The organism is Sphingomonas sp. (assembly GCF_036269755.1).
Lineage (GTDB): Bacteria > Pseudomonadota > Alphaproteobacteria > Sphingomonadales > Sphingomonadaceae > Sphingomonas.
In genome coordinates, this window is the sequence record NZ_DATBDV010000018.1 from 1 (window position 1) to 23,525 (window position 23,525).

The 23,525-nt window shown below is 66.2% G+C and carries 28 protein-coding genes; 18 read left to right on the forward strand and 10 right to left on the reverse strand.

From position 1 onward, the window contains the following. The 5 genes from VH326_RS10825 to VH326_RS10845 all read left to right on the forward strand — a co-directional run. Positions 1–609 (forward strand): alpha/beta hydrolase (locus VH326_RS10825; RefSeq protein WP_329631836.1); only part of this gene is annotated, 609 nt, incomplete at its 5' end. 288 nt (positions 610–897) lie between these two features. Continuing rightward, positions 898–2,124: an argininosuccinate synthase gene (locus VH326_RS10830; RefSeq protein WP_329631837.1), complete on the forward strand. Its 1,227-nt coding sequence runs from the start codon at positions 898–900 to the stop codon at positions 2,122–2,124. A 68-nt stretch (positions 2,125–2,192) separates the two neighbouring features. After that, positions 2,193–3,896: a hypothetical protein gene (locus VH326_RS10835; RefSeq protein WP_329631838.1), complete on the forward strand. Its 1,704-nt coding sequence runs from the start codon at positions 2,193–2,195 to the stop codon at positions 3,894–3,896. 9 nt (positions 3,897–3,905) lie between these two features. Next, positions 3,906–5,438, forward strand: coding sequence for a hypothetical protein (locus tag VH326_RS10840; RefSeq protein WP_329631839.1), 1,533 nt, complete (start codon positions 3,906–3,908; stop codon positions 5,436–5,438). A gap of 10 nt (positions 5,439–5,448) precedes the next feature. Further along, entirely contained in the window at positions 5,449–7,176 is a 1,728-nt protein-coding gene (locus VH326_RS10845; RefSeq protein ID WP_329631840.1) for a hypothetical protein, read from the forward strand. On the opposite strand, the gene VH326_RS10850 is transcribed toward VH326_RS10845, so the two are convergent. The 4 genes from VH326_RS10850 to VH326_RS10865 are packed head-to-tail and all read right to left on the reverse strand — an operon-like array spanning position 7,170 to position 9,711. Continuing rightward, positions 7,170–8,309, reverse strand: a complete 1,140-nt coding sequence (locus VH326_RS10850; RefSeq protein ID WP_329631841.1) for a GNAT family N-acetyltransferase — start codon at positions 8,307–8,309, stop codon at positions 7,170–7,172. The genes VH326_RS10845 and VH326_RS10850 overlap by 7 nt on opposite strands. Before the next feature lie 15 nt (positions 8,310–8,324). After that, positions 8,325–8,792: a RidA family protein gene (locus tag VH326_RS10855; protein ID WP_329631842.1), complete on the reverse strand. Its 468-nt coding sequence runs from the start codon at positions 8,790–8,792 to the stop codon at positions 8,325–8,327. Continuing rightward, positions 8,789–9,397 carry an HAD family hydrolase gene (locus VH326_RS10860; RefSeq protein ID WP_329632076.1) on the reverse strand — a complete coding sequence of 203 codons (609 nt, stop codon included), beginning with the start codon at positions 9,395–9,397 and terminating at the stop codon, positions 8,789–8,791. Before VH326_RS10860 ends, VH326_RS10855 begins: the two co-directional genes overlap by 4 nt. Before the next feature lie 44 nt (positions 9,398–9,441). After that, complete coding sequence (locus tag VH326_RS10865; RefSeq protein ID WP_329631843.1) at positions 9,442–9,711, reverse strand: DUF3572 family protein; 270 nt, start codon at positions 9,709–9,711, stop codon at positions 9,442–9,444. A 33-nt stretch (positions 9,712–9,744) separates the two neighbouring features. On the opposite strand from VH326_RS10865, the gene VH326_RS10870 reads away from it, so the two are divergent. Beyond that, positions 9,745–10,107, forward strand: a complete 363-nt coding sequence (locus VH326_RS10870; RefSeq protein ID WP_329632077.1) for a response regulator — start codon at positions 9,745–9,747, stop codon at positions 10,105–10,107. Positions 10,108–10,181: 74 nt separating this feature from the next. On the opposite strand, the gene rpmG is transcribed toward VH326_RS10870, so the two are convergent. Further along, the gene (gene rpmG / locus VH326_RS10875; RefSeq protein WP_066808222.1) at positions 10,182–10,349 is read right to left on the reverse strand and encodes a 50S ribosomal protein L33; all 168 of its coding nucleotides are present in this window, start codon (positions 10,347–10,349) and stop codon (positions 10,182–10,184) included. Positions 10,350–10,523: 174 nt separating this feature from the next. Between rpmG and VH326_RS10880 the strand changes: the two genes are divergently transcribed. From VH326_RS10880 to VH326_RS10890, 3 genes are all read left to right on the forward strand, one after another. Next, positions 10,524–10,826, forward strand: a complete 303-nt coding sequence (locus VH326_RS10880) for a hypothetical protein (RefSeq protein ID WP_329631844.1) — start codon at positions 10,524–10,526, stop codon at positions 10,824–10,826. A gap of 9 nt (positions 10,827–10,835) precedes the next feature. Beyond that, entirely contained in the window at positions 10,836–11,393 is a 558-nt protein-coding gene (locus tag VH326_RS10885) for a hypothetical protein (RefSeq protein WP_329631845.1), read from the forward strand. Between the two features lie 74 nt (positions 11,394–11,467). Then, entirely contained in the window at positions 11,468–11,653 is a 186-nt protein-coding gene (locus VH326_RS10890; protein ID WP_329631846.1) for a DUF1328 domain-containing protein, read from the forward strand. Here VH326_RS10890 and VH326_RS10895 read toward each other — a convergent pair. Then, positions 11,650–12,465 carry a metallophosphoesterase gene (locus VH326_RS10895; RefSeq protein ID WP_329631847.1) on the reverse strand — a complete coding sequence of 272 codons (816 nt, stop codon included), beginning with the start codon at positions 12,463–12,465 and terminating at the stop codon, positions 11,650–11,652. The genes VH326_RS10890 and VH326_RS10895 overlap by 4 nt on opposite strands. A 66-nt stretch (positions 12,466–12,531) precedes the next feature. On the opposite strand from VH326_RS10895, the gene VH326_RS10900 reads away from it, so the two are divergent. Then, positions 12,532–14,103 (forward strand): cisplatin damage response ATP-dependent DNA ligase, encoded by a 1,572-nt coding sequence (locus tag VH326_RS10900; protein WP_329632078.1) that lies wholly within the window; start codon positions 12,532–12,534, stop codon positions 14,101–14,103. A 224-nt stretch (positions 14,104–14,327) separates the two neighbouring features. Here VH326_RS10900 and VH326_RS10905 read toward each other — a convergent pair whose 3' ends face one another. From VH326_RS10905 to VH326_RS10920, 4 genes are all read right to left on the reverse strand, one after another. Beyond that, complete coding sequence (locus VH326_RS10905) at positions 14,328–14,858, reverse strand: fasciclin domain-containing protein (RefSeq protein ID WP_414714276.1); 531 nt, start codon at positions 14,856–14,858, stop codon at positions 14,328–14,330. An 82-nt stretch (positions 14,859–14,940) separates the two neighbouring features. Then, positions 14,941–15,630 carry an anti-sigma factor gene (locus tag VH326_RS10910; RefSeq protein ID WP_329631849.1) on the reverse strand — a complete coding sequence of 230 codons (690 nt, stop codon included), beginning with the start codon at positions 15,628–15,630 and terminating at the stop codon, positions 14,941–14,943. After that, entirely contained in the window at positions 15,620–16,195 is a 576-nt protein-coding gene (locus VH326_RS10915) for a sigma-70 family RNA polymerase sigma factor (RefSeq protein WP_329631850.1), read from the reverse strand. Before VH326_RS10915 ends, VH326_RS10910 begins: the two co-directional genes overlap by 11 nt. A gap of 117 nt (positions 16,196–16,312) precedes the next feature. Continuing rightward, complete coding sequence (locus VH326_RS10920) at positions 16,313–17,113, reverse strand: cold-shock protein (protein ID WP_329631851.1); 801 nt, start codon at positions 17,111–17,113, stop codon at positions 16,313–16,315. Between the two features lie 205 nt (positions 17,114–17,318). On the opposite strand from VH326_RS10920, the gene VH326_RS10925 reads away from it, so the two are divergent. The 8 genes from VH326_RS10925 (at position 17,319) to VH326_RS10960 (ending at position 23,433) form a co-directional block, all read left to right on the forward strand. Further along, on the forward strand, positions 17,319–18,083 hold the full coding sequence (locus VH326_RS10925; RefSeq protein ID WP_329631852.1) for a TerC family protein: 765 nt from the start codon (positions 17,319–17,321) through the stop codon (positions 18,081–18,083). Positions 18,084–18,186: 103 nt separating this feature from the next. Then, positions 18,187–18,807 carry a ribonuclease D gene (locus tag VH326_RS10930; protein ID WP_329631853.1) on the forward strand — a complete coding sequence of 207 codons (621 nt, stop codon included), beginning with the start codon at positions 18,187–18,189 and terminating at the stop codon, positions 18,805–18,807. Next, entirely contained in the window at positions 18,807–19,445 is a 639-nt protein-coding gene (gene lptC, locus VH326_RS10935) for an LPS export ABC transporter periplasmic protein LptC (protein ID WP_329631854.1), read from the forward strand. Before VH326_RS10930 ends, lptC begins: the two co-directional genes overlap by 1 nt. Positions 19,446–19,450: 5 nt before the next feature. After that, the gene (locus tag VH326_RS10940; protein WP_329631855.1) at positions 19,451–19,975 is read left to right on the forward strand and encodes an LptA/OstA family protein; all 525 of its coding nucleotides are present in this window, start codon (positions 19,451–19,453) and stop codon (positions 19,973–19,975) included. Between the two features lie 284 nt (positions 19,976–20,259). Beyond that, a complete protein-coding gene (gene lptB / locus VH326_RS10945; RefSeq protein WP_329631856.1) occupies positions 20,260–21,036 on the forward strand; it encodes an LPS export ABC transporter ATP-binding protein in 777 nt (258 codons plus the stop codon). A 115-nt stretch (positions 21,037–21,151) separates the two neighbouring features. Further along, positions 21,152–22,648 carry an RNA polymerase factor sigma-54 gene (gene rpoN / locus VH326_RS10950; RefSeq protein ID WP_329631857.1) on the forward strand — a complete coding sequence of 499 codons (1,497 nt, stop codon included), beginning with the start codon at positions 21,152–21,154 and terminating at the stop codon, positions 22,646–22,648. 43 nt (positions 22,649–22,691) lie between these two features. After that, positions 22,692–23,081 carry a hypothetical protein gene (locus tag VH326_RS10955; protein ID WP_329631858.1) on the forward strand — a complete coding sequence of 130 codons (390 nt, stop codon included), beginning with the start codon at positions 22,692–22,694 and terminating at the stop codon, positions 23,079–23,081. Between the two features lie 49 nt (positions 23,082–23,130). Continuing rightward, positions 23,131–23,433 carry a putative quinol monooxygenase gene (locus tag VH326_RS10960; protein WP_329631859.1) on the forward strand — a complete coding sequence of 101 codons (303 nt, stop codon included), beginning with the start codon at positions 23,131–23,133 and terminating at the stop codon, positions 23,431–23,433. Positions 23,434–23,525 lie beyond the last annotated feature (92 nt).

The following is a 23,525-nucleotide window of genomic DNA, read 5'->3' on the forward strand; positions in this document are numbered from 1 at the left end:
CCGCCGCGGGAAGGCCGCCGGGTCATCGCGTATTTTCATGGCAATGGCGGCAATATCGCCTACCGCGCCGATCGGCTGATGCGGTTCGCCCGCGACGGCTTCGGCGTCCTGATGCCGGAATATCGCGGCTATGGCGGCAACCCCGGCACTCCGAGCGAAGCCGGGCTGTTTGCCGACGGCCACGCCTCGCTCGATTTTCTGCGGGGCGAGGGGATCGCCGGCAAGCGGCTCGTGCTCTACGGCGAATCGCTCGGCTCGGCGGTGGCGGTCGAGATGGCGGCGACCGTGCAGATCGGGGCGCTGGTGCTCGAATCGCCGTTCACCAGCATCGCGGCGGTGGCGCAGCACCATTACCCGTTTGTGCCGGCAAAGCTCTTGGTGCTGGACCGCTTCGACGCGCTTTCGCGCATCGGCCAGGTGAGGGCGCCCCTGCTGGTCCTGCAGGGCGGCCGCGACCCGGTCGTCCCGCCGCATTTTGGTGACGCGCTGTTCGCCGCTGCGATGGAGCCGAAGGAGCGCTGGTTCGCCCCCGAGGGCGGCCACGAGGACCTGGCCCGCTTCGGCGCGCTTGATGCGGTCGTCGATTTTATCGCGCGCCATGCCCGCTAGTCCTGATCGCGAAGTGTTGCCCAGCGCTCTGTGCGTTTTCCCGCCAACTCGGCGAAGGCCAGGACCCACGCTTCGGCCATTCGCGCCTGATGAGCGATGGGGCCCGGCCTTCGCCGGGATGGCCAACCCAGGGATGCGTTCGGATATCGGAGACGAGGCAGCTGGCCGTATTTTTTCTGCAGATAACAGCGAAAACATCGAACACCGTCGGGGATCGCCACCGCATGCGATTGCGGCTTTCCCGGCGCAATGACAAAACACCGGGGTGATTGTTGAGCGGAGCGGGACATGGCCGACAGGGTGAAGCCGGGCGAGGTGAAGAAAGTGGTACTGGCCTATTCGGGCGGGCTCGACACCTCGGTCATCCTGCGCTGGCTGCAGCAGACCTACCGGTGTGAGGTCGTCACCTTCACCGCCGATCTCGGGCAGGGCGAGGAGCTGGAGCCGGCCCGGGAGAAGGCCGAGCTGCTCGGGGTGCGCGCGATCTTCATCGACGATTTGCGCGAGGAATTCGTCCGCGATTTCGTCTTCCCGATGTTCCGCGCCAATGCGCTTTATGAGGGGCAGTACCTGCTCGGTACCTCGATCGCGCGGCCGCTTATCGCCAAGCGCCAGATCGAGATCGCCCGCCAAACCGGCGCCGACGCGGTGGCGCACGGCGCCACCGGCAAGGGCAACGATCAGGTCCGCTTCGAGCTCTCCTATTACGCGCTCGCGCCCGACATCAAGGTGATCGCGCCGTGGCGCGAATGGGATTTGACCAGCCGAAGCAAGCTGATCGAGTTCGCCGAAGCGCACCAGATCCCGGTGGCCAAGGACAAGCGCGGCGAGGCGCCGTTCTCGACCGACGGCAACCTTCTCCATACGTCGTCCGAGGGTAAGGTGCTCGAGGATCCGTGGGAGGAAGTGCCCGATTACGTCTATTCGCGCACCGACAATCCCGAGGACGCGCCCGACACGCCCGAAATCATCACGATCGATTTCGAGCGCGGCGACGGCGTCGCGCTCAACGGCGAGGGCATGTCGCCAGCGACCTTGCTGACCAGGCTCAACGAACTCGGCAAGCGCCACGGCATCGGGCGGCTCGACCTAGTCGAGAACCGCTTCGTCGGGATGAAGTCGCGCGGCATGTACGAGACGCCGGGCGGCACGATCTATCACCTCGCGCATCGCGGCATCGAGCAATTGACGCTCGACCGGGGTGCGGCGCACCTTAAGGACGAGCTCGCGCCGCGCTATGCCGAATTGATCTATAACGGCTTCTGGTTCTCGCCCGAGCGCGAGATACTCCAAGCCGCGATCGACCACAGCCAGGAGAAGGTCACCGGCACCGTCCGCCTCAAGCTCTACAAGGGTGGTGTCTATGTCATCGGGCGCAAGTCGCCTTACTCGCTCTACAGCGAGAAGGTCGTGACCTTCGAGGACGATCAGGGCGCGTACGACCAGCGCGATGCGGCCGGATTCATCAAGCTCAACGCGCTGCGGTTGCGGTTGTTGGGGCGGCGCGACCGCTGAGATCTCCCCTTCCCGGGAGGGAGGGGAGTTTAGCCTGCTCTTAACTGCCGCCGGGCTAAGCACCCGCGATGGAACGGACCGATCGCTTGGCGTGGATCGACGCACTGGTGGCGGCGTTGCTGGCGGGTGTGCTGGCCGCGGCGTGGAGCGTGCGCGACTGGTCCAATCTCGCCGCGCTGCGATTGCCCGACTCGGACGACATGATGCGGCTCCAGCAGATCCGCGACTGGCTCGGCGGGCAAGCGTTCGCGGACCTGACTCAATATCGCCTCGGCGCCGATGGTGTGCCGATGCACTGGTCGCGGCTGCCGGACCTGGTGCCGGGCGTGATCATCTGGTCGCTCGATGGGCTGGTCGGGCGGCATATGGCGGAAATCGTCGCGGTGATCGCCTGGCCGGCGATGCTGCTCGCGGCCGCGATCGGTCTGACCGGGCGGATCGCGCGCGCGGTCGGTGGCGCGGAGATTGCGCGGCCGGCGATGATCGTCGCTGCCTTCGCCTATCCCGCCAGCACCTTGTTTCTGCCGGGGCGGATCGACCACCACAATCTCCAGATCGTTTTCGCATTGCTTGCGACGCTGATGCTGGTGCGGCCCGGATCGATGATGGCGGGGCTGGTCGCCGGGGTCGCGACGAGCCTGAGCGTCGTGGTCGGGATGGAGACGACGCCGTTGCTCGCGCTGATCGGGTTGGTGATCGTGATCGATTGGGTGATCGGCGGACGGCCGGCGCGCGATCGGTTGATGGGGTTCGGCATCGCGCTTTGTGCGGCGACGCTGGCGTCGTCGATCATCTTCCGCACGATCGCGTGGGATTATGCCGCATGCGATGGCTTCACCGCGATTTCCGCGCGCGCGCTGATGGTCGCTTCCTTCGTCCCGATCGGGCTGGCGCTGGCCGGATGGGATTCGTCGGCGCGGGTCCGGCTGGCGCTCGGCATATCGAGCGCGCTGGCGCTCGCCGCGACGCTGGCGATCAGTACGCCACAATGCTTTGCCCCATATGGCAACGTTCCCCCGCTGCTGCGCTCGCTATGGCTGATGCGCGTCGGCGAGGCGCAGCCGCTGTTCGCGGCGCCGCTCGCGGTGGCGATCGGCTATGTGGGACTGACCGTCGCGGGGATCGCCGCCGGGGTCTGGCAATGGCGGCGCGAACGGTCGCGCGGCTGGCTGGTGCTGCTCGCGCTCCAACTCGGCGCGTTCGCGGTCGCGGTGATGCAAGTGCGCGGCGCCTATGACGGTGCGGTGCTCGCGGCTCCCGCGCTGGCGGCTGTGATCGTCGCCGCGCGTCGCGCCGGGGCATTGCCGCTGGCGGGCGCGTGGCTCGCCTCGGCAGGGATGCTCTATCCAATAGCCGCGCAAGCGATCGTGCCCGCGACACCGCCGAAGCCGGGTGCGAGCTGCACCGCGCCCGATCTGGTTGCGGCGCTCGGCGCCTTGCCGCCGGGGCGCGTGATGGCGCCGATCGACACCGGCGGGGTCGCGATCGCGGCGACGCGCCAGCGGTTGATCGCGGGCGCGTATCATCGTGACGGCGCGGGGGATCTCGCGATGTACGCTTTCTATCGCGGCACGCCTGAAGGTGCGGCCCACCTCGCGCGCGGCTGGCGAGTCGATTACGTCGTTGCATGCGACGGGTTTGCCGATGTCGCAGCGCCGTTCGCCGAAGCGCTCGAGCGCGGCCAAGCGCCCAACTGGCTGCGCCCGGTCGCGGCGGTGCCCTCGGGTGGGCGAATATTCGCGACCGTTGCGAGAAGCGCCGCCAAGCCCTAGCCACCGGCGATGGCGGGGGAAGAGACGATGTGGTGGCAGCGGCGGTGGGTCGCACTTACCGCGATCGTGATCGCGACCGTCCCGTTGCTCTATCCCGCCATTCCGCCCCTGACCGACGTGCCCGGCCATATCGGCGGCTATCGAATCCTTGCCGAGGCGGGTCGGGGCCCGCTCGCGCAGCATTACGCGGTGCACTGGGCGATGATCGGCAACCTTGGTATCGAGGGACTGGTGCTCGCGCTCCATCCGTTGCTCGATGTCGAACCGGCGACGCACCTGATCGTCGCGCTGATCCCCGCGCTGACGGTCGCGGCGATGCTGTGGCTGGCGCGCGAGGCGCATGGTCGCATGCCGGCGGCGGCGGGGTTCGCGCTGCCGCTCGCCTACGCGCTCCCGTTCCAGCTCGGCTTCGTCAACTTCGCACTCGCCGCTGCGCTCGCGATGGCGGGGTTGGCACTGTGGATACGTTTGGCGCGAACACGCGCGGGCTGGGTGCGGGTCGTTGTGCTGGCGGGGATCGCAGGGCCGGTATGGCTGTGCCACAGCTTCGGGTGGGCGATGCTCGGGCTGTTCGTGCTCGGTGCCGAATGGGTGATCCGTGGTCGGCGCGGCGAGCGCGGCTGGGGCCGGCTTGGGCTGACCGCGCTTGCCTGCGTGCCGATGGCTTGGCCGCAATTGCTGGCGATGGCCGAGGGCACGCCGATGTCGGGCGACACCGGCGATTGGTTCCACCTCTCCATCAAGGCGCAGTGGATCGTTTCGCTGCTTCAGGAGCGTTGGAAGATATACGATGTCACCTGCGTGGTCGCACTAGCAGCACTATTGTGGACCGCGATCCGCTCTCGGCGGATGCGGTTTGAACCGCTGCTTGGGGTGCCAGCACTGTTCGGGTTGATTGCGTTCGTGGTGACGCCGCGGCTGTTCGCGGGCGGTGCATATGTCGATATGCGGATGCTGCCTTATACTGTCGCGCTCGCGGCGTTGGCGATTCGCGCCGACGAAGATGTGGTACGTCCGCTTGCGGCATTCGGTGCGGCATTTTTCCTGCTACGACTGGGAACCTCGACGATTGCCTTCGCCCTGATTGCACAAGGGCAAGCCAAGGAACTGGCAGCAGTCGCGTACATACCGCCAGGGGCGGCCGTGCTGGCGCTGGTCGACGAGCCCTCGACGGCGAAGTGGGTTAATCCGCGCCTCGGTCATATCGCGGGCATCGCGGTGGCGCGGTCGCGTGCCTTCACCAACGAGCAATGGGCGATTTCGGGTCAGCAATTGATCGCGCCGCGCCATCCGGCCGCTGCGCCGCTCGACCGCGACCCGTCGCAACTCGTTCCCCAAGACGACCCCCGCGCCGAAAAAAGGTATTTCGATGCGGCGATCGCTGGGTTCGATCGCGCCACGTTCAATTATGTCTGGACGGTCGGGTTCCCGGCCGGGCGCGCGCGTGCTCGCGACCTGACGCTGATATGGTCGAACGCGCACTCGGCGCTCTACCGGGTCGATCGCGTCGCGGCCTTGTCGCCGGTGGCGACGGCCCGCTAAGGGATTGGCGATGGCGACCAAGCACGCGACCGATCTCGAATGGTGGCAGACGCGGCGCTTCGTCGTGGCGATGGCGCTGCTTGCGGCAGTGCCGTTGTTGTGGCCAGACATTCCGCCGTTGGTCGATCTGCCCGGGCATATGGGGCGCTATCGGGTCCAGCTCGACCTTTATCGCTATCCGTGGCTGACCGATTGGTACGACTTCAAATGGTCGCTGATCGGCAATCTCGGCATCGACATATTGGTGCAGATTTTCGCGCCGGTGTTGGGGCTCGAGTTGACGGTCAAGCTGATCGTGATGGCGATCCCGCCGCTGATCGTGGTCGGGCTGTTGTGGATCGCGCGTGAAGTGCACGGACGGATTCCGGCGACCGCGTTGTTCGCGCTGCCGCTGGCTTATTGCTTCCCGTTCCAGTTCGGGTTCGTCAATTTCATGCTGTCGATGGCGCTCGCGCTGCCGATGTTCGCATTCTGGCTGCGGCTCGGGCGGTTGGGCAAGTTCCGGCTGCGCGCGGCCTTGTTCGTGCCGCTGTCGTGTGCCTTGTGGATCTGCCACACGTTCGGCTGGGGCGTGCTCGGCGTGCTCGCTTTCTCCGCCGAAATGGTTCGCGAGCATGACCGCGCCAAGGAGACGGTCGAGCATCGCTTCAACCCGGTCACCAGCGCGGGGCTGAAGCGCTGGGCGATCGCCTGGTTTCGCGGGGGCCTGCACTGCCTCCCGCTCGCGTTGCCGATGCTGCTGATGGTCGCTTGGCGCAGCGGCCAGCATGTGACTGGGCAAACCGCCGACTGGTTCAATTGGCAGGCCAAGTTTGCCTGGTTGACGATGATGTTGCGCGATCGCTGGATCAGTTTCGATGTCGGGTCCGGCGCCTTGCTCGGGCTGATCCTGTGTCAGTCGTTCCGCGATCCAAACATCGAATATTCACGCAACCTCGGGCTGTCGACGTTGTTTCTGGTCGCCGTCTTTGTGCTGCTGCCCCGCATCGTATTCGGATCGGCTTACGCCGATATGCGGCTGGCGCCGTTCATGGTGGCGATCGCCCTCATCGCGATCCGGCCGCGTCCGCTGCCCGGCGACGCGCGGTGGCTGGCGCTCAAGCATCCCGGTCTCGACGATCGGCGACTTAAGGCAATGCTTGCGGCAAATCGCCGCCGAACGATGCAGTGGTTCGCAACCTTCGGGCTCGTGTTCGTGATTGCTCGTACTGCCGGGACGACGGTCAGCTATGTCCTGTTCGACCAGGTCTATGATCGCCAGCTCAAAGCGCTCGATCACATTCCGCAGGGGGCGCGACTGATCAGCTTCGTCGGCCAGAATTGCGTCGCCGACTGGAAGATGACTCGGCTCGAGCACATGCCCGCGCTCGCGCTCGAACGGAAGGAAGCCTATACCAACGATCAATGGTCGATGGCCGGCGCGCAATTGCTCACCACCAAATACGCGCCCGCCCGCCCGTTCGCGCACGATCCGTCGCAGATCACCACGCTGACGCAATGCCCGCGCGAATATTGGCGCCCGATCGACCGCAGCCTGGCGCGTTTCCCGCGCGCGGCGTTCGATTATGTCTGGCTGATCAACCCGCCGCCCTATGATCCCAAATACACCGAGGACCTGACCCCGATCTGGCGCGACGGCATCAGCGCGGTGTTCAAGGTCAATCATGTCGATGTCGCGCCAGTCACCAAGAACGGCGATTTCCCGCTGCCGCCGCGCGGCAAGACGCCGCTTTACTGATCGCGTTTGAACGGGGTCAGCGCGCCGAGATAATCACGGTCGCTCTCCACGCCGAGCCGCTCGCGCGCGAGAAAATCGGCGATCGCGCGGCGGAAGTTGCGATCGGGAATGTAATGCGCCGACCAAGTCGGCACCGGCACATAGCCGCGCGCGAGCTTGTGCTCGCCCTGCGCGCCCGCTTCCACCGTCGCCAGCGCGCGTGCGATCGCGGCGTCGATGGCTTGGTAATAGCATAGTTCGAAATGGAGGAATGGCACGTCCTCTATGCACCCCCAATAGCGGCCGTAGAGCGTGTCGGCACCGATCAGGTTGAGCGCACCGGCGATCGGGCGGCCGTCGCGCTCGGCGAGGATCAGCAGAACCTGATCCGCCATTCGCTCGCCGAGCAGCGAGAAGAACGGCCGAGTCAAATACGGATGCCCCCACTTCCGGCTGCCGGTGTCCTGATAGAACACCCAGAACGCGTCCCAATGCGCCTCGGTCAAACCGGCGCCGGTCAGGTGGCGGATCGTCAGCCCTTCGACCGCCTTTGCGCGCTCGTGGCGAATCGCCTTGCGCTTGCGGCTCGACAGGGCTGAGAGAAAATCATCGAAGCTGCGATAGCCCTCATTGCGCCAGTGGAACTGCGTACCCTCGCGGATCAGCCAGCCCGCCGCTTCGAACAACGGCACTTGGTCGGGCGCAACGAACGTAGCATGCGCCGAGGACAGTCCATTCTCGTCGGTCAACGCTTCGAGGCCAGCGATCAGCGCCGGGGCCAGCGCTTGGTCGCGCAACAACAGCCGCGGCCCCGGCACCGGGGTGAACGGCGTCGCCACCTGAAGCTTGGGGTAATAGGTGCCGCCGGCGCGCTCCCACGCATCGGCCCAAGCATGGTCGAAAACGTACTCGCCTTGGCTGTGGCTCTTGGCATAGGCTGGCGCGATCGCACCGGGGCGATCGTCCGTGTCATCGACGACGATCGGCAAGGGCTGCCAACCAGTGCCGCGCCCGACGCTACCCGATTGCTCGAGGATCGATAGGAAGGCGTGCCCGACGAACGGGTTTGCGGTGCCGGCGCACGCATCCCAATCGGCGGCCGAAATCGACGAAACGCCGTCGGCGACGCGTGCGGTAATCGGATGGGAAGTCACCGGCCCCAGATAGGGTCAGTCGGCTAGCTTCACCACCGCGTCCACCTCGACCGCCGCACCACGCGGCAATACCGCGACGCCGACCGCGCTACGGGCGTGCTTGCCGGCATCGCCGAACAACGCCTCCATCAGGTTCGACGCACCGTTCGCCACTTCGGGCTGGTCGGTAAAGTCGGGCGACGAATTGACGAACACGCCGAGCTTGACGATCCGCTCGACGCGCGAAAGGTCGCCGCCCAGCGCCGCCTTGATCTGCGCGACAAGCATCAGCCCGCACAATTCGGCGGCTTCCTGCCCCGCGACCTTGTCGAGATCGCCGCCCAGTCGCCCCGTGACGACCTTGCCGTCCTTGAACGGCAATTGCCCCGAAATGTGCAGCATCCCGCCGGCATCGACGCTCGGCACGTACGACGCGACCGGCGCGGCGGCGGCGGGCAGAGTCAGCCCCATTTCCTCGAGCTTGCGGTCGATACGGTCGGTCATGGCGATACTCCTTCGATGGGCGTGTTTGGTTCTTGTGCGGGTTGGTTGGCGTCAAAGCGCGCCGCGATCCAGCGCTGCGCCTCGGCCCAGTCATCGATCCGGGCGTGTGCGAACGGGGCCGGGGGAACGCTGGGCGCCATGCGCGGCTCGGCAATCAAGTGCAGACGATGGACTTGCGGCGCATGCCGGGCGACCGATTCGTGGTGCGTCGCCAGATCATCGACGAACACCGTCACCGGGTTGCCATGTTCTGCGACCAGCTTGGCAACGGGGCCGCCCTTCCCACCTTGGTTGGTCTCGACTCGGTGGTGAATGCCATGGCGGGCCAACTGAGTGATCCGATCGTCGCGGCAATGATCGCCGAGGTTCGTCAGGACGACGATGTCGGCCTGCTCCGACAGCGCCGCCAGTGCCTCCGCGGCGCCCGGCACCAAGGTCTGGCGATCCATTTCGCCAGGGAAGAATGCGTCGAGCATCCCCCACATCGTTTCGCGCTCGACCGGGCGTCCGTCGGCGTGCTTCATCGAATTCGCGAAATCGCCGCCGTCGGGCGAGAAGTCGATGTCGTGGTGCTCGCGCAGCCACACGCCGAAATGCCGCACCATGTGGAGCAGCACCTCGTCGCAATCGCAGATGAGGAGCGCGCGACTCACGCCTCGAGCTCGCGATGCGCGGCGACCAAGGCTTCGGGCTTCACCGCCAGCTCCTCGGCGCAGGCGATCAGATCGGGCTCATGGTTTTCGAGAAAGCCGAGTAGCGCCGACAAGGTCGCGCGATCGCCCGCCGATTGCTTGAGGTCGCCCGCGGTCAGACCGGTGACGGCGAGCAGCCGCGCAGCGCGCGCGGGCTCAGCGAGCGTCCAGACCAGGGCCTGGAGCGCGAGCGTCGCTGGATCGTGATTGGTGTCGGGCGCTGGCATTGCTATCGTGTCGGAATGGAGAACGAACTCCCCGTGGCAAAGCGCGTGCTCGTTGTCGAGGACAACGAGCTCAACCTCAAACTGTTCTGCGACTTGTTGCGCGCGCACGACTTCGCGACGGAGCCGGTGCGCGACGGGCGCGAGGCGGTCGAGCGCGCACGGTCGTTCGCACCCGACCTGATCGTGATGGACATTCAGCTGCCGCATGTCAGCGGTCTGGAGTTGATCGAGCAGATCAAACGCGACACTGCGTTGGGACGGACGCCGATCATGGCGGTGACCGCCTATGCCGGACGCGAGGACGAGGATCGCATCCGCGCGGCGGGCGCCGACGCATACGTGTCGAAGCCGATCTCGGTGGCGCGGTTCGTCGCGGAAGTGAGCGCGCTGCTTTAGGCAAAGCAAAGGCCGCGAAGGTTACCCCTGCGGCCTAAGGTCCCCGCCTTCGCGGGGACAAATAAGCCGGAGGCTTATTTGATCTTCGCTTCCTTGAACTCGACGTGCTTGCGCACGACGGGATCGTACTTGCGGAACGACAGCTTCTCGGTCTGGGTGCGCGGGTTCTTCTTGGTGACGTAGAAGAAACCGGTGTCGGCCGAGCTGACGAGCTTGATCTTGACGGTGGTCGGCTTTGCCATGACCCAAATCCTGTAGGTTGAAATGCAAAAGCGGCGGAACGCGCCGCCGCTTGTCGGGGTGGGCCAATGCCGAAGCTGCCTTGGTTTGTCAAGCAAAGGGGCGGGCGGCGCTCTTAATCCTTCGTTTACCATCTCGGGCGCACGCTGCCATTCGTCCCAACAGGAGTTCGGGCGATGGGGGTTTACCAACGCGATCTCGCCGCCAGCGTGGCGAAGCTCAACATGATGGCGGGGCATGCCCGTCCGGCCGACCTCGCCAGCGCGGTCGATGCGATCCGCGCCGCGGCTCAGGTCGAAGGGCGGCTTCCCGTCGTCGCGGTGGCACGCGCGATCGAAGCGGCACTGGCGCGCGGCGAGCGCGGCGTCGTCATCAGCGGCTGGATCACGATGCTGGGCGAAGCGGTCGGCTGCGACCGCAACGACGCCGACTGCACCAGCGCCTATCTCGCCGCCGGCGCGGTCCGGCTCGCACATTAAGCCGATACGATGGACTCGCTGATGGCGGCGCTGGTCGCGGCGCTGCTGATCCGGGTCACCGATCCCAGCGCGGACATGGTCGCAATTACCGCAGAGCGGTCGCGCAAGACCGGCGTCGTCGTGCTCGGCGTGGTGATCGCGCTTTTCGTGACTCAGGCAGTGGCCGCTATCGGCGGCTGGCTGGTCGCCCCTCACCTCAACGTTCATGCGGCGCGATTGCTGTTCGCCTTTTCGCTGCTGATGGCCGGCGGCGGCGCGATCTGGCCGAGAAAACCGGTCAAGCCGAGCGACGGTGGCCATCCCTTCGTGGCGACCACCAGCAAGTTGATCGCAAGCGGGATCGGCGACCGCACGATGTTCGCGACCTTCGCGGTGGCGGCGGGCGGTGTGCCGGTGCTGGCGGGGATCGGCGGGCTTGTCGGCGGGTTGGTCGTGCTGATCGGGGCGGCGATCACCGGCGAGACATTGTGGCGTGATCGGCCGGCGCGGGCGGTTGACCTGACGATCGGTGGCGTGCTTGTGGCGGCCGGCGCTTGGCTCGCGGTCTCGGCGCTGCGGCTGATCTAGCGGGCCGTCGCCTCAGGTGCTATCCTGGGAACGCCGCGCTTCAGCCGATCGTTGGCCGCGACGGGAGAACGATCATGTTGCGTTGGGCCATCATCTTCGCGATCATCGCGCTGGTTCTGGGGCTGCTCGGCTTCGGCGGCATCGCGAGCGCGTTCGCCGGCGTCGCCAAATTGCTTTTCTTCATCGCGATCGCGATCTTCGTCGTGCTGCTGGCGCTCGGGGTGATGGCGGGCCGCGCGATTAAAAAGGGGGTCGATTAGGGTCCGAGTGTCAGCAGCCAGAGGTCGGGCGGAACGCCGAGCCGCACCGGCGGCCCGCTGGTGCCGAGTCCCGCGGTGACGACGACGGTGCGCGATCCGTCGCGGATCACGCCGCAGCGATATCGCCGGTTGTAGGGCTGGTGACCCGGATACCAGCCGAACAGTTGCACTTGCCCACAATGCGTGTGCCCGGCGAGCAGCACGCTGCCGTCGGGCAGCAGCGGCACGATGTCGGGCGAATGAGTCACGAACAGGCGACCGCCGATGAGCGGTCGCAAGGCCGCGATGGTCGCGGCGAGATCAGCGTGGCCGGAAAAGCGATCGCCGATCCCGCCGATCGCAAGCGGGCCGCGCACGATCGCCCGATTGTCGAGCACGATGACGCCTGCGCGGCGCAACTGGTCCTTGACCACCGCCGCTCCGGTCCAATTGTCGTGGTTGCCGAGCACCGCGATGACGCCAAGCGGCGTCTTGAGGTGCGATAGCGGCGCGACCATCTTTTCGCCAATCGCGGCCGCGCTGTTGGCGCCAGCGCCGTTGATCATGTCGCCGGCAATGAACACGATGTCGGGCTTGAGCGCGTCGATCTGGCCGACGATCCGATCGAGCCGCGCCGCATCCATCGCAGGCGATCCGATGTGAATGTCGCTGATCAGCACCGCGCGGATCGGCTTGGCACCCGCCGGCCAGCCGGGCGGCGACAACGTCGCCGTCCTCACCACCGGGTCGCGGCGTGCTTCGGCGCGCGCGAAGAGATACAACCCGGCTCCGAAGAGCAGAGCCAGGATGACGATCAGCAGCCGTTTGCGCATCGGCCGAAGCTAGCGTGGCGATGCCGCTGGCGGAACTCCCCGCGCGCGGCCATGTTGATCCATACAATGCACGCCTTCGCGCAGCTCCTCGATTCGCTGATCTATACGCGGTCGCGCAACGCCAAGCTCAAGCTGATCGGCGATTACCTCAAGGCGACGCCCGATCCGGACCGCGGTTGGGCGATGGCGGCGCTGACCGGCGACCTGGATTTGCCGGCGGTCAAGCCCGCGGTGATCCGCGGGCTGATCGAGGCGCGGGTCGATCCGGTGCTGTTCCGGATGAGCCGCGACTATGTCGGCGACACCGCGGAGACGATCGCCTTGCTGTGGCCGGGTGCCGACGACGGGACGGGCGAGCCGTTGTCGGTGGCGCAGGTGGTCGACACGCTCAACAGCCTGTCGCGCTCCGACGCGCCGGCCGCGCTCGCGGCGATGCTCGACCGGATGGATGCCGAGGAACGCTTCGCCTTGCTCAAGATGGCGACCGGGGCGCTCCGGATCGGCGTTTCGGCAAGACTTGCCAAGACTGCGCTGGCGCAAGCCTTCGCGGTCGACGTCGAAGCGGTCGAGGAAGTGTGGCACGCGATCCGGCCACCTTATGCCGAGCTGTTCGACTGGGTCGAGGGACGCGGCGATCAGCCGACCGCGGCCGACGTGCCGGTGTTTCGCCCGTTCATGCTCGCCCACCCGCTCGAGGATTTGCGGGTCGACCTCAACGACTATGCCGCCGAGTGGAAATGGGACGGCATTCGCGTCCAGCTCGTCCATGTCGGCGGCGAGACTCGGCTCTATAGCCGGGCCGGCGACGACATCACAGGCAGCTTTCCCGATGTCGCGCGGGCGTTCGCGACGCCGGGCGTGCTCGATGGCGAACTGATGGTGAAAGGCGAGTTTCAGGGGGGCGAAGCAGCGAGCTTCAACGCGCTACAGCAACGGCTGGGGCGCAAGATCGTGTCGGCGAAGATGCTCGAGGAGTATCCCGCGTTCGTCCGGCTCTACGACATCCTGTTCGACGGTTCGCAAGACCTGCGCCCGTTGGCATGGACCGAGCGTCGCGCCCGACTCGAGCGATTCGTCGCCCAACTCCATCCCGATCGATTCGACCTCAGCGCGCTGATCGACGCCAGCGATTTCGACGCGCTCGAGGAAATCCGCGCCGGCGCGCGCGACGCCGCGATCGAGGGCGTGATGCTCAAGCGCCGAGACTCCGACTATGTCGCCGGACGCCGCACCGGCCTTTGGTACAAATGGAAGCGCGACCCGCTGACCGCCGATTGCGTGATGATGTACGCGCAGCGCGGCAACGGTCGCCGCTCGTCTTACTATAGCGACTACACCTTCGGCTGCTGGACCGACGAGGGCGAACTCTTGCCCGTGGGCAAGGCCTATTCGGGGATCACGGACGACGAGCTGAAGATGCTCGACAGCTTCGTGCGCAACCATACGCTCAACCGGTTCGGCCCGGTGCGCGAGGTCGAAAAAACCTTGGTGCTCGAAGTCGCATTCGATTCGATCCACGAATCGAAACGCCACAAATCGGGCGTGGCGATGCGCTTCCCGCGTATCCACCGCATCCGCACCGACAAACCCGCGGCCGAGGCGGACCGAATCGATACGCTTCGGCGGATGATTACCTGAGCCCGGCGCAAAGTTGACACCAGGATCACACTATCAGCGCCGTCCGCCCGAACCGAAGGTCACGAAAGTCACGGGACGGCACAGGCGGATTGCGACGAACCGAGCGAGGGGCAGACGATGAGAAAGAGCGTCGATGAACGCTGACAGACGAAATCCAACATTGCCAACCATTTATCGAGGGGCCGGCCACAGGAGGAAGGCCGGCCCCTCGCGACTTCCGGATGTTACGGTAACATCACGGTGTCGATGACGTGGATCACGCCGTTGGACTGCATCACGTTGGGAATCGTGATCATGCCCTTGTCGCCCTTGCCGTCCATGATCGCCCAGCCGGCGCCCATCTTCGTGAAGCTGAGCGTCTCGCCCTGCACGGTCGTGTAAGTCGCGGTGCCGCCATTGGCCTTGGCCTTCGCGGCGATCATCGCCGCGGTGATCCGCCCGGGGACGACGTGATAGGTCAGGATCGAGGTCAAGGTCGCCTTGTTCTCGGGCAGGACTAGCGTGTCGACGGTGCCGGCTGGGAGCTTGGCGAACGCCGCGTTGGTCGGCGCGAACACGGTGAACGGCCCCGACCCCGACAGAGTGTCGACCAACCCGGCGGCCTTGACCGCGGCGACCAACGTCGTGTGATCCTTCGAGTTGACGGCGTTCTGAACGATAGTCTTGGTCGAATACATTGCGGCGCCCCCGACCATCGGGTTCTTCATCGCCGCGATCCCCGCGGTCGATCCGATCGCGAGCGTCGTCGCGAGCATCAATTTCTGAAACGTCTTCATCTTTTTTCCTCCGCCTTGATGGCGGGGGGAGATACGGCCGGGCCGCCGCCGCGGATGCAGCTCAGGCGAGCGTAAGCTTGCCGCTCGCGACGACCGGGCCGGTCGGCTTTCCAGTCGGTGAGCCGCCGATCGGCTCGACCGACACGGCGAGCGTCAACCCGTCATGGAGTTGGCGGCGCTCGCCCGATGCCAGCGTCATCCGCGACGTGCCTTCGGGCGCGAGGATCCCCATCGGCTTGGGGATGCCGTCGCCGCCGATCATCCACAATTGCGCGCTCTTGCCCGTCGGCGCCATGTCGGCGTGCGGGATGCGCATTTCGCCCGTGGTCATGTCGATCACGGCGGGGACCGAGGCCGATTTGTCGGTCATCATCAACGACGCGACCATCATCGTGTGCGGCTGGCCGGCTTGGGGAATCGGCAGCGGCGCGGGGCCGGGGCGCGTGACGAAGAACAAGGCGATCGTCGCTGCAAGCGCGGTCGCGAGCGCGAGCACCGGCCAGGCCGCGCGAGGCCGCGCCGGCGCCGACGCATCCATCGCCGCCAGCCGCATCGCCACCGCATCGGGCGCCGCCACCGGGCGGTAATCGTCGAACAATCCGTCGAGCCGCTCGCGCCATTGCTCGACCTCGCGCGCGAAGACGGGATCCGCCAGCACGCGGCGCAACGCCGCCGCGCGTTCGTCGCCGTCGAGCAGCCCGAGCGCGAACTCCGCCGCGGTCATATCGGGATCGGGATCGTCAGTCGTCACCGACGCATCCTTTCAATTGCTGCAATCCCCGCCGTACCCAGCTCTTCATCGTCCCCAGCGGCACACCCTTGGCGGTGGCGAGCTCGGCATATGTCAGCCCGTCGAAAAATGCGGTGCGGATCGACTCGCGCTGGCGTTCGTCGAGCGCATCGAGGCAGTCGTGCAGGCGGCGCGAGCGGTCGTCGCGTTCGGCCAGCGCCAGCGGATCGGGTGTGTCGTCGGCGATGTCGGCGGCATCCTCGATCGGCCGGCTCGATCGCTTGCCGCGCGCGCGAACCCAATCGATCGAGCGGTTGCGCGCGATCGTCGCGAGCCACGATATCGGGCTGGCGCGTCCCGGCTCGAACGCACCCGCGCGCTTCCAGATCGTCAGATACACGTCGTGCAACACATCCTCCGCGCTACTGCGGTCACCGCAGACACGCAGGCAAATCCCGAAAAGCTTCGCCGAGGTCAGGGCATAGACTTCGCGGAACGCGCCGCGATCCTCGGCGCCGACGCGTTCGAGCGCTTCGCAAAGGCGAGCGCGCGCTGCCGCGGCGGCATCAGGGGCGGGATCGCGCACGGCCAACGACTACCCGTCGGCATCGACTTAGGCAACGCGCCGGGGCGACGCGCGCCGGACAAGGAAAAGCCCGGCCCGCAGCGATGCGCGAGCCGGGCTTTTATCGATTCGCGGGCCTTACTGGATCGGCGAAAGGTTCACCGCCGCATACTTGCCGCGGCGATTGTCGACCTCGAGCTCGAACTCGAGCCGGTCGCCTTCGTTGAGGTTGGTCATCCCGGCGCGTTCGACCGCCGAGATGTGGACGAATGCATCGGGCTGGCCGTCGTCGCGCTGAATGAAGCCGAAGCCCTTCATCGCGTTGAAGAACTTGACCGTGCCGGTCGCCTTCTCGCCGGTGAGCTCACGCCCGCCGCCGCCACCACCGGCGCCACCGCGCGGAGCGGCGTCGCGATCGCGCGGCGGACCGCGGTCGGTGACGGGCAACGGCTCGCCCTCGATCTTGAGGTCGGTCGCTGAAATGCGCCCCCCGCGATCGACCAGGGTGAAGCCGAGCGGCTGACCCTCGGCGAGACCGGTCAGGCCGGCTTGCTCGACCGCGCTGATGTGGACGAACACGTCCTCGCCGCCATCGTCGCGCACGACGAAGCCGAAGCCCTTTTGCCCGTTGAAGAACTTAACCACGCCGGTGCCTTCGCCGACGACCTGGGGGGGCATGCCGCCGCCACCACCGCCGCCGCCACGGAAGCCGCCGCCACCGCCGCCGCCGCCGCGGAATCCACCGCCACCACCGCCAAAGCCGCCGCCACCGCCAAAGCCGCCGCCACCGCCGCGATAGCCACCGCCGCCGCCGCCATAGCTGCTACCGCCACCGAAGTCGCCGCCGCCGCCGCCAAAATCGTCACTGCCGCCGAAACTGTCGCGCTTGTCGCGACCGCGCCCACCACGGTTACCGCGACCACCTTTATCGAAACTCATGCCCTGTTCGTCTTTCCCGGTTCGCCCAAATCCTATCCAAGGACCAACACGCCGGACGACGGACGCGATCCCTCGGGCGCAAACAGCCGCGCCACCCGAGTCGCTTAAACCAAAAACGGCAACGCCGCGAACGAAATCGTCCCCATTCCGGCGCTTGCAGTCGCGATACTTGCGCGGGCGTTGCCGAGACGGCACAGCCGGAGGCATGGGGTTGATCGAACTGCTTACCAATCCGGCTGCCTGGGCGGCGCTCGTCACGCTGATCGTAATGGAGGTCGTGCTCGGGATCGACAACCTCGTGTTCGTCGCGTTGCTGTCGAACAAGCTGCCCGAGGCGGAGCGCGCACGGACTCGGCGAATTGGCATCGGGCTGGCGCTGGTGATGCGCATCATCCTGCTATTCTCGCTGTTCCTGATCGTCGGGATGGTGAAGCCGGTGTTCGATCTGGGGCTCCATGCGAGCGACGCGAACGGGCACACGATTTACGAGACCGCTTTCTCGATTCGCGACCTGATCATGATCGCGGGAGGCACGTTCCTGCTGTACAAGGCGACGAGCGAGATCCACCACAATCTCGATTCGCACGAATCGGCGGCGCCGGCGGCAAAACGCGGCGCGAAGCCGCTGGGGTTCGTGTCGGCGATCGTCCAGATCCTGTTGCTCGACCTGGTGTTCTCGATCGATTCGATCCTGACCGCGGTCGGGATGACCGACGAGCTGCCGATCATGATCGCCGCGGTGATCGTCGCGGTCGGGGTGATGATGCTCGCCGCCGATCCGCTCGCCAGGTTCATCGAGCGCAACCCGAGCGTGGTGATGCTCGCGCTCGGCTTCCTGCTGATGATCGGGCTGGTGCTGATCGCCGACGGTTTCGGCGTCCATGTGCCCAAGGGATATGTCTATACCGCAATGGCGTTTTCGGGGCTGGTCGAGGCGCTCAACATCCTGCGCCGCCGAAGGGGCAGCTAGCTTGGCAGCTTCGGTGTGGGCCGGTACCGCATCCGGTTCAGTTTCCTGAACCGGCACAAGCACGGCCATTGAGCGTTCAGCGCGATCAGGTTAGGCGAGCACGATGACCGTTCATCTGCATGAGGAAGACATCCCCGCCGACCTGTTCGCGCCGGGAGTATCGATCGCCGTCGACACCGAGACGATGGGGCTGATCACGCCGCGCGACCGGCTGTGCCTGGTCCAGTTGTCGGATGGCGGCCCAGACGAGCACCTCGTGCGGTTCGCGCCGGGGAGCGACTATGCCGCGCCCAACCTCAAGGCGTTGCTGAGCGATCCGTCGCGCGACAAGCTCTACCATTTCGCGCGGTTCGACCTGGCCGCGATCAAGCACTATCTCGGCGTGGTGGCCGCCCCGGTCTATTGCACCAAGACCGCGTCGCGGTTGGTGCGCACCTATACCGACCGCCATGGTTTGAAAGAACTGGTCCGCGAACTGCTCGGGCAGGATATCTCGAAGCAGCAGCAATCGTCGGACTGGGGCAGCCCCGATCTGTCCGACGCGCAGAAGGATTATGCCGCGTCCGACGTGCGCTACCTCCACCGCATGCGCGAGGAACTCGACCGTCGGCTGGTGCGTGAAAACCGCGCCGAGCTCGCCAAAGCCTGCTTCGATTTCTTGCCCTGGCGCGCCGAGCTCGACCTGGCCGGCTGGCCGGAAATCGACATTTTCGCGCATGTCTGATGTCTGACGTTGCCGTCAGGATGCGGTCCGAACGCCAGCTATGGGCGGCGCCGGGCAGCGCACATGACCATCTGGTCGCGGTGCTGCGCATCGTGCTGCCGGCCGCCGTGGGCGTAGTTGCGGCGATGATGGTGTTCCTGCCGCTGACCAGCGGCAGCGAGGTCAGCTTCGTGCTCGACAAGAACAAGGTCGAAGTGTCGAAGGAGCGGCTCAAGGTCGAGGCGGCGAGCTATCGCGGGCAGGACAATAAGGGCCAGCCGTTCGTGCTGACCGCGCAATCCGCGCTACAGAAGAGCGCCGCCGACCCGATCGTCGACATGCAGCAACTGGTCGCCGAGATGCAATTGCCCAACGGCATCGCCAAGCTTCAGGCGCCCAGCGGACGCTTCAATCCGATCAACCAGCAGGTCGAGGTCGCCGGCCCGATCACGTTCGATGGCCCCAACGGCTACAGCCTCAAGAGCAACGCCGCGACGGTCGACCTCAAGACCAAGACGATGAACGGCTCGTCGGGCGTATCGGGCACGGTGCCGCAAGGCACGTTCTCCGCCAACACGATGAGTGCCGATCTCGACAATCGCTCGGTCGAGCTCGACGGGCACGTCCGCTTGCGCATTGCGCCGCGACACGCGAGATAGGCGCGATGCGTATCACCACCCTTCTCGCGATAATCGGCGGGCTCGCCGCAGCCGATGCCGCGGTCGCGCAACAGCGTCACGATTCGAACGCGCCGATCAGCTTCGATGCAGGGCATGCCGAACTCCAGGACCAGCAGGGCCGTGCGATCCTGTCGGGTGGCGTGACGGTGCGTCAGGCCGAAATGACGTTGCGCGCGTCGCGGGTGACGATCAGCTATTCGGGCAAGGCGCTGAGCGGCGGCTCGCCGCAAGCCTCGCGGATCGACGCGTCGGGCGGAGTCGTCGTGACTCGGCCGGACCAGACCGCGCGCGGCGCGTATGGGGTCTACGACATCAATCGGCGCGTCGTGATCATGCTCGGCGGGGTCGCGCTGACGCAGGGCGGCAATACCGTCAACGGCAATCGGCTGACGATCAATCTCGACACCGGCAGGGCGGTGATCGATGGCGGCGGCGGCGCGGCCGGTACCAGCTCGACGACACCCGGCGGACGCGTGACCGGGACCTTCTCGGTGCCCAAACGCAATTAGTTTGCGATGCAGCTTGGCTGTATCGAGACGGTGCCAGCCCGCTCCCCCACCCGATCGCCCATAGGGTAAACTGATTGGGCGGCCGGGTGGGGAGCGGGCTGGCACCGCACACGCGCGTGAGCGCGTCAAACAAAATAGCCGATTTTTGCCTGAGATTGTCGCGTGCCGCTTCCCTTGGCGGCGCGGGCGGGGCATGGATTTGCGCGTGCGCCATGCACGAAGCTTGCCAATTGGCTCACCGGTAACGATCCGGTAACCATGCGGCGGGCACTGACGGAGCCGGTATGGACGAGATGACCACTCTGGAATCGATCGAACCGATCGCCGAAGCGCCGGTGATGCGGGGTCTGTCGGTGGTGTCGATCGCCAAGTCGTACGACAAGCGCGTGGTGCTGTCCGACGTGTCGGTGTCGGTCGGGCCGGGCGAGGTGATCGGACTGCTCGGCCCCAACGGAGCGGGCAAGACGACCTGCTTCTATTCGGTGATGGGGCTGGTGAAGCCCGATTCGGGCCGGATCATGCTCGACGGCGACGATATCACTGGCCTGCCGATGTATCGCCGCGCGATCCTGGGGTTGGGGTATTTGCCGCAGGAAACCTCGATCTTTCGCGGGCTGACGGTCGAAGGCAACATCCTCGCGGTGCTCGAACTCTCCGAGCCCGACAAGTCGGCGCGTGCCAAGCGGCTCGACACGTTGCTAGAAGAATTCGGGCTCACGCGGCTGCGCGATGCGCCCGCGATGGCGCTGTCGGGCGGCGAACGTCGCCGCGCCGAGATCGCGCGCGCGCTTGCCGCCAATCCGTCGATCATGCTGCTAGACGAGCCGTTCGCCGGGATCGACCCGCTGTCGATCTCGGACATTCGCGACCTGATCGTCGAATTGAAGAAGCGCGGCATCGGCGTGCTGATCACCGACCATAACGTGCGCGAGACGCTCGACATCGTCGATCGCGGCTACATCATCTATGACGGCCGCGTGCTGTTCGCGGGCTCGCCCGAAGAACTCGTCGCAGACGAGAATGTGCGGCGGCTGTATCTGGGCGAGAGTTTTACCTTGTAGCCATGCGTGACTCTTCTCCTCTCGTCGTCCTGGCGGAGGCCGGGACCGTTGGCGGTGAAGGACCGGCAAATTACCAAGCGGCCCCGGCGTTCGCCGGGGCGACGGTGTCAACGCTATGAGCCTCGCGCCGCGTCTCGACCTTCGGCAGTCGCAATCCTTGGTGATGACGCCGCAGCTGCAGCAGGCGATCCGGCTGCTTGCGCTCAGCAACCTTGAGGTTGAGGCGTTTATTGGAGAGGAAATCGAGCGCAATCCGCTGCTCGATAGCGCGGCACCCGACGACGACGGCCCGACGATCGATCGCGAACCCGAGCCGGTCATCGGCGAGGAGCCCGCGAGCGCCGACGCCTTGCTCAACGGCGACAGCGGCGGCGAGGCGGCGCTCGACGTCGATTTCGCCGCCGAAAGCTTCCACCACGACAGCGCCGCCGACCAGGCCGGGATGGACGGCTCTCTCGGGCTCAACGGCGGCGGCTCGGGCGGAATGAGCGAGGACGGTCCCGATCTCGACGCGTTCGCCGATACCTCGCTCAGCCTCGCTGATCATCTGCTCCACCAGGCGGGCGAAGTGTTGTCGGCGCGCGACTTGTTCATCGCCCAGCATCTGATCGATCTGATCGACGAAGCCGGATATCTGACCACGCCGGTGCTCGACATCGCCACTCGCCTCGGCGTGCCGCTCGTCGCGGTCGAGGACGTGCTCGAAACGATCCAGACGTTCGACCCGACCGGGGTCGGCGCGCGCGACCTCGCCGAATGCCTGGCGCTCCAGGCGAAGGAAGCCGACCGCTACGATCCGTGCATGAAGCGGCTGATCGAGAATCTGGATCTCGTCGCGCGCGGCGATCTCGGGCGATTGAAGCGGCTGTGCGACGTCGACGACGAGGATCTGGCGGACATGATCCGCGAGCTGCGCGGCTACGACCCCAAGCCCGGCTGCAAGTTCGGCGGCGAGGCGATGCAGGCGGTCACCCCGGACCTGTTCGTCGCTCGGCGCAAAGACGGCTGGGCGATCGAAATCAACGCCGCGACCCTGCCCAAACTGCTCGTCAACCGCTCTTATTATGTCGAGCTGTCGGCCGGGCCGCAGGACAAGGCGTCGAAGGCGTGGTTGTCGGACATGCTCGCCAGCGCCAACTGGCTGGTCAAGGCGCTCGACCAACGCCAGCGCACGATCATCAAGGTCGCGAGCGAGATCGTGAAGCAGCAGGAGGCGTTCTTCCTTCACGGCGTCGCGCATTTGAAGCCAATGACGTTGCGCCAGGTCGCCGACGCGATCGAAATGCACGAATCGACCGTCAGCCGCGTGACGTCGAACAAATATCTCAGCTGCGCGCGGGGGTTGTTCGAGCTCAAATATTTCTTCACCAGCGCTATCCAGGCCGCCGACGGCGGCGACGCGGTGTCGGCCGAAGCGGTCAAGTCGGCGATCCGCGCGCTGATCCAGGCCGAGGATTCCAAGGCGATCCTGAGCGACGACACGTTGGTCGACATGCTCAATGTCAAGGGCTTCGGCATCGCGCGGCGTACCGTGGCCAAATATCGCGAGGCGATGGGGATCGGCAGCTCGGTCCAGCGCCGCCGCCAAAAGGCGCTGGAGGGCGTGGGCTAGGTTTTAGCAATTTTGCAAAACTTTCGCCTTACCGATCGGTGACATGCCCGCGCAATTCACCGTCACCGCCGAGCCGGCGCGCGATTTGATCCGGATCAGGATGTCCGGCTTCTTCACCCCCGACGACATCCAAGCGTTCTATGCCGCGCGCGCGGTCGAGCACGCCAAGCTGACCTGCGGACCCAATCGTCACCTGACGCTCAACGACGTCTCGGGCATGAAGGTGCAGGCGCAGGATGTCGTCGCGTCGTTTCAGGCGCTGCTCGCCGATCCTGCCTATCGCTCGCGCCGGCTGGCGTTCGTGGTCAGCCGCACGCTCGCGCGCAGCCAGTTGATGCGCGCGCTCGATACGCGGAGCGCGCGCTGCTTCGAAGATGCGGCGACTGCCGAAAAATGGCTGCTCACGCCCGATGCCGACGCCGAAGCGGCCTGATTGACCGTTCCCCCGTCGCCGCTCTAGCTGGTCGGCGAAGGAGAAGACGATGATCATCGTCACCGGCAGCGTCACCGCCAAGCCCGGCAGTTTCGAAGCCTTGCTCGAGGCCGCCCAAGCGCACGTCCACCGTTCGCGCTCCGAAGGCGGCTGCATCAGCCACGCGGTGCGGATCGACAGCGAGGAGCCGCTCAAGCTCGTCTTCTTCGAGGAGTGGCGCGACATGGCGGCGCTCCAGGCGCATTTCGCGACGCCGGGGATCAAGAAGTTGCTCGCCGCCTTCCGCGAGCATTCGTGCGCGAGCGAGAAGATCACGACTTATGAGGCGACCAAGCTGCCGCCGATAATGTAGAGCGGTCGCTTAAGTCCACGCTTCCCCGGCGAAGGCCGGGGCCCAGCTACGAGCGGCCTGCTACTGGGCCCCGGCCTTCGCCGGGGAAGCGT

Bases quoted from the DNA above. Each gene is read 5' to 3' on its own strand.
- VH326_RS10880 (WP_329631844.1), top strand. From the start codon at position 10,524: ATGGGGGTTTACCAACGCGATCTCGCCGCCAGCGTGGCGAAGCTCAAC.
- VH326_RS10955 (WP_329631858.1), top strand. From the start codon at position 22,692: ATGCCCGCGCAATTCACCGTCACCGCCGAGCCGGCGCGCGATTTGATC.
- VH326_RS10835 (WP_329631838.1), top strand. From the start codon at position 2,193: ATGGAACGGACCGATCGCTTGGCGTGGATCGACGCACTGGTGGCGGCG.
- VH326_RS10960 (WP_329631859.1), top strand. From the start codon at position 23,131: ATGATCATCGTCACCGGCAGCGTCACCGCCAAGCCCGGCAGTTTCGAA.
- lptB (WP_329631856.1), top strand. From the start codon at position 20,260: ATGGACGAGATGACCACTCTGGAATCGATCGAACCGATCGCCGAAGCG.
- VH326_RS10900 (WP_329632078.1), top strand. From the start codon at position 12,532: ATGCACGCCTTCGCGCAGCTCCTCGATTCGCTGATCTATACGCGGTCG.
- VH326_RS10860 (WP_329632076.1), bottom strand. From the start codon at position 9,397: ATGGTGCGGCATTTCGGCGTGTGGCTGCGCGAGCACCACGACATCGAC.
- VH326_RS10890 (WP_329631846.1), top strand. From the start codon at position 11,468: ATGTTGCGTTGGGCCATCATCTTCGCGATCATCGCGCTGGTTCTGGGG.
- VH326_RS10895 (WP_329631847.1), bottom strand. From the start codon at position 12,465: ATGCGCAAACGGCTGCTGATCGTCATCCTGGCTCTGCTCTTCGGAGCC.
- rpmG (WP_066808222.1), bottom strand. From the start codon at position 10,349: ATGGCAAAGCCGACCACCGTCAAGATCAAGCTCGTCAGCTCGGCCGAC.
- VH326_RS10865 (WP_329631843.1), bottom strand. From the start codon at position 9,711: ATGCCAGCGCCCGACACCAATCACGATCCAGCGACGCTCGCGCTCCAG.
- VH326_RS10905 (WP_414714276.1), bottom strand. From the start codon at position 14,858: ATGCTCGCGACGACGCTCGCGATCGGATCGACCGCGGGGATCGCGGCG.
- VH326_RS10930 (WP_329631853.1), top strand. From the start codon at position 18,187: ATGACCGTTCATCTGCATGAGGAAGACATCCCCGCCGACCTGTTCGCG.
- VH326_RS10940 (WP_329631855.1), top strand. From the start codon at position 19,451: ATGCGTATCACCACCCTTCTCGCGATAATCGGCGGGCTCGCCGCAGCC.
- VH326_RS10855 (WP_329631842.1), bottom strand. From the start codon at position 8,792: ATGACCGACCGTATCGACCGCAAGCTCGAGGAAATGGGGCTGACTCTG.
- VH326_RS10885 (WP_329631845.1), top strand. From the start codon at position 10,836: ATGGACTCGCTGATGGCGGCGCTGGTCGCGGCGCTGCTGATCCGGGTC.
- VH326_RS10920 (WP_329631851.1), bottom strand. From the start codon at position 17,113: ATGAGTTTCGATAAAGGTGGTCGCGGTAACCGTGGTGGGCGCGGTCGC.
- VH326_RS10840 (WP_329631839.1), top strand. From the start codon at position 3,906: ATGGCGGGGGAAGAGACGATGTGGTGGCAGCGGCGGTGGGTCGCACTT.
- VH326_RS10830 (WP_329631837.1), top strand. From the start codon at position 898: ATGGCCGACAGGGTGAAGCCGGGCGAGGTGAAGAAAGTGGTACTGGCC.
- lptC (WP_329631854.1), top strand. From the start codon at position 18,807: ATGTCTGACGTTGCCGTCAGGATGCGGTCCGAACGCCAGCTATGGGCG.
- VH326_RS10925 (WP_329631852.1), top strand. From the start codon at position 17,319: ATGGGGTTGATCGAACTGCTTACCAATCCGGCTGCCTGGGCGGCGCTC.
- rpoN (WP_329631857.1), top strand. From the start codon at position 21,152: ATGAGCCTCGCGCCGCGTCTCGACCTTCGGCAGTCGCAATCCTTGGTG.
- VH326_RS10845 (WP_329631840.1), top strand. From the start codon at position 5,449: ATGGCGACCAAGCACGCGACCGATCTCGAATGGTGGCAGACGCGGCGC.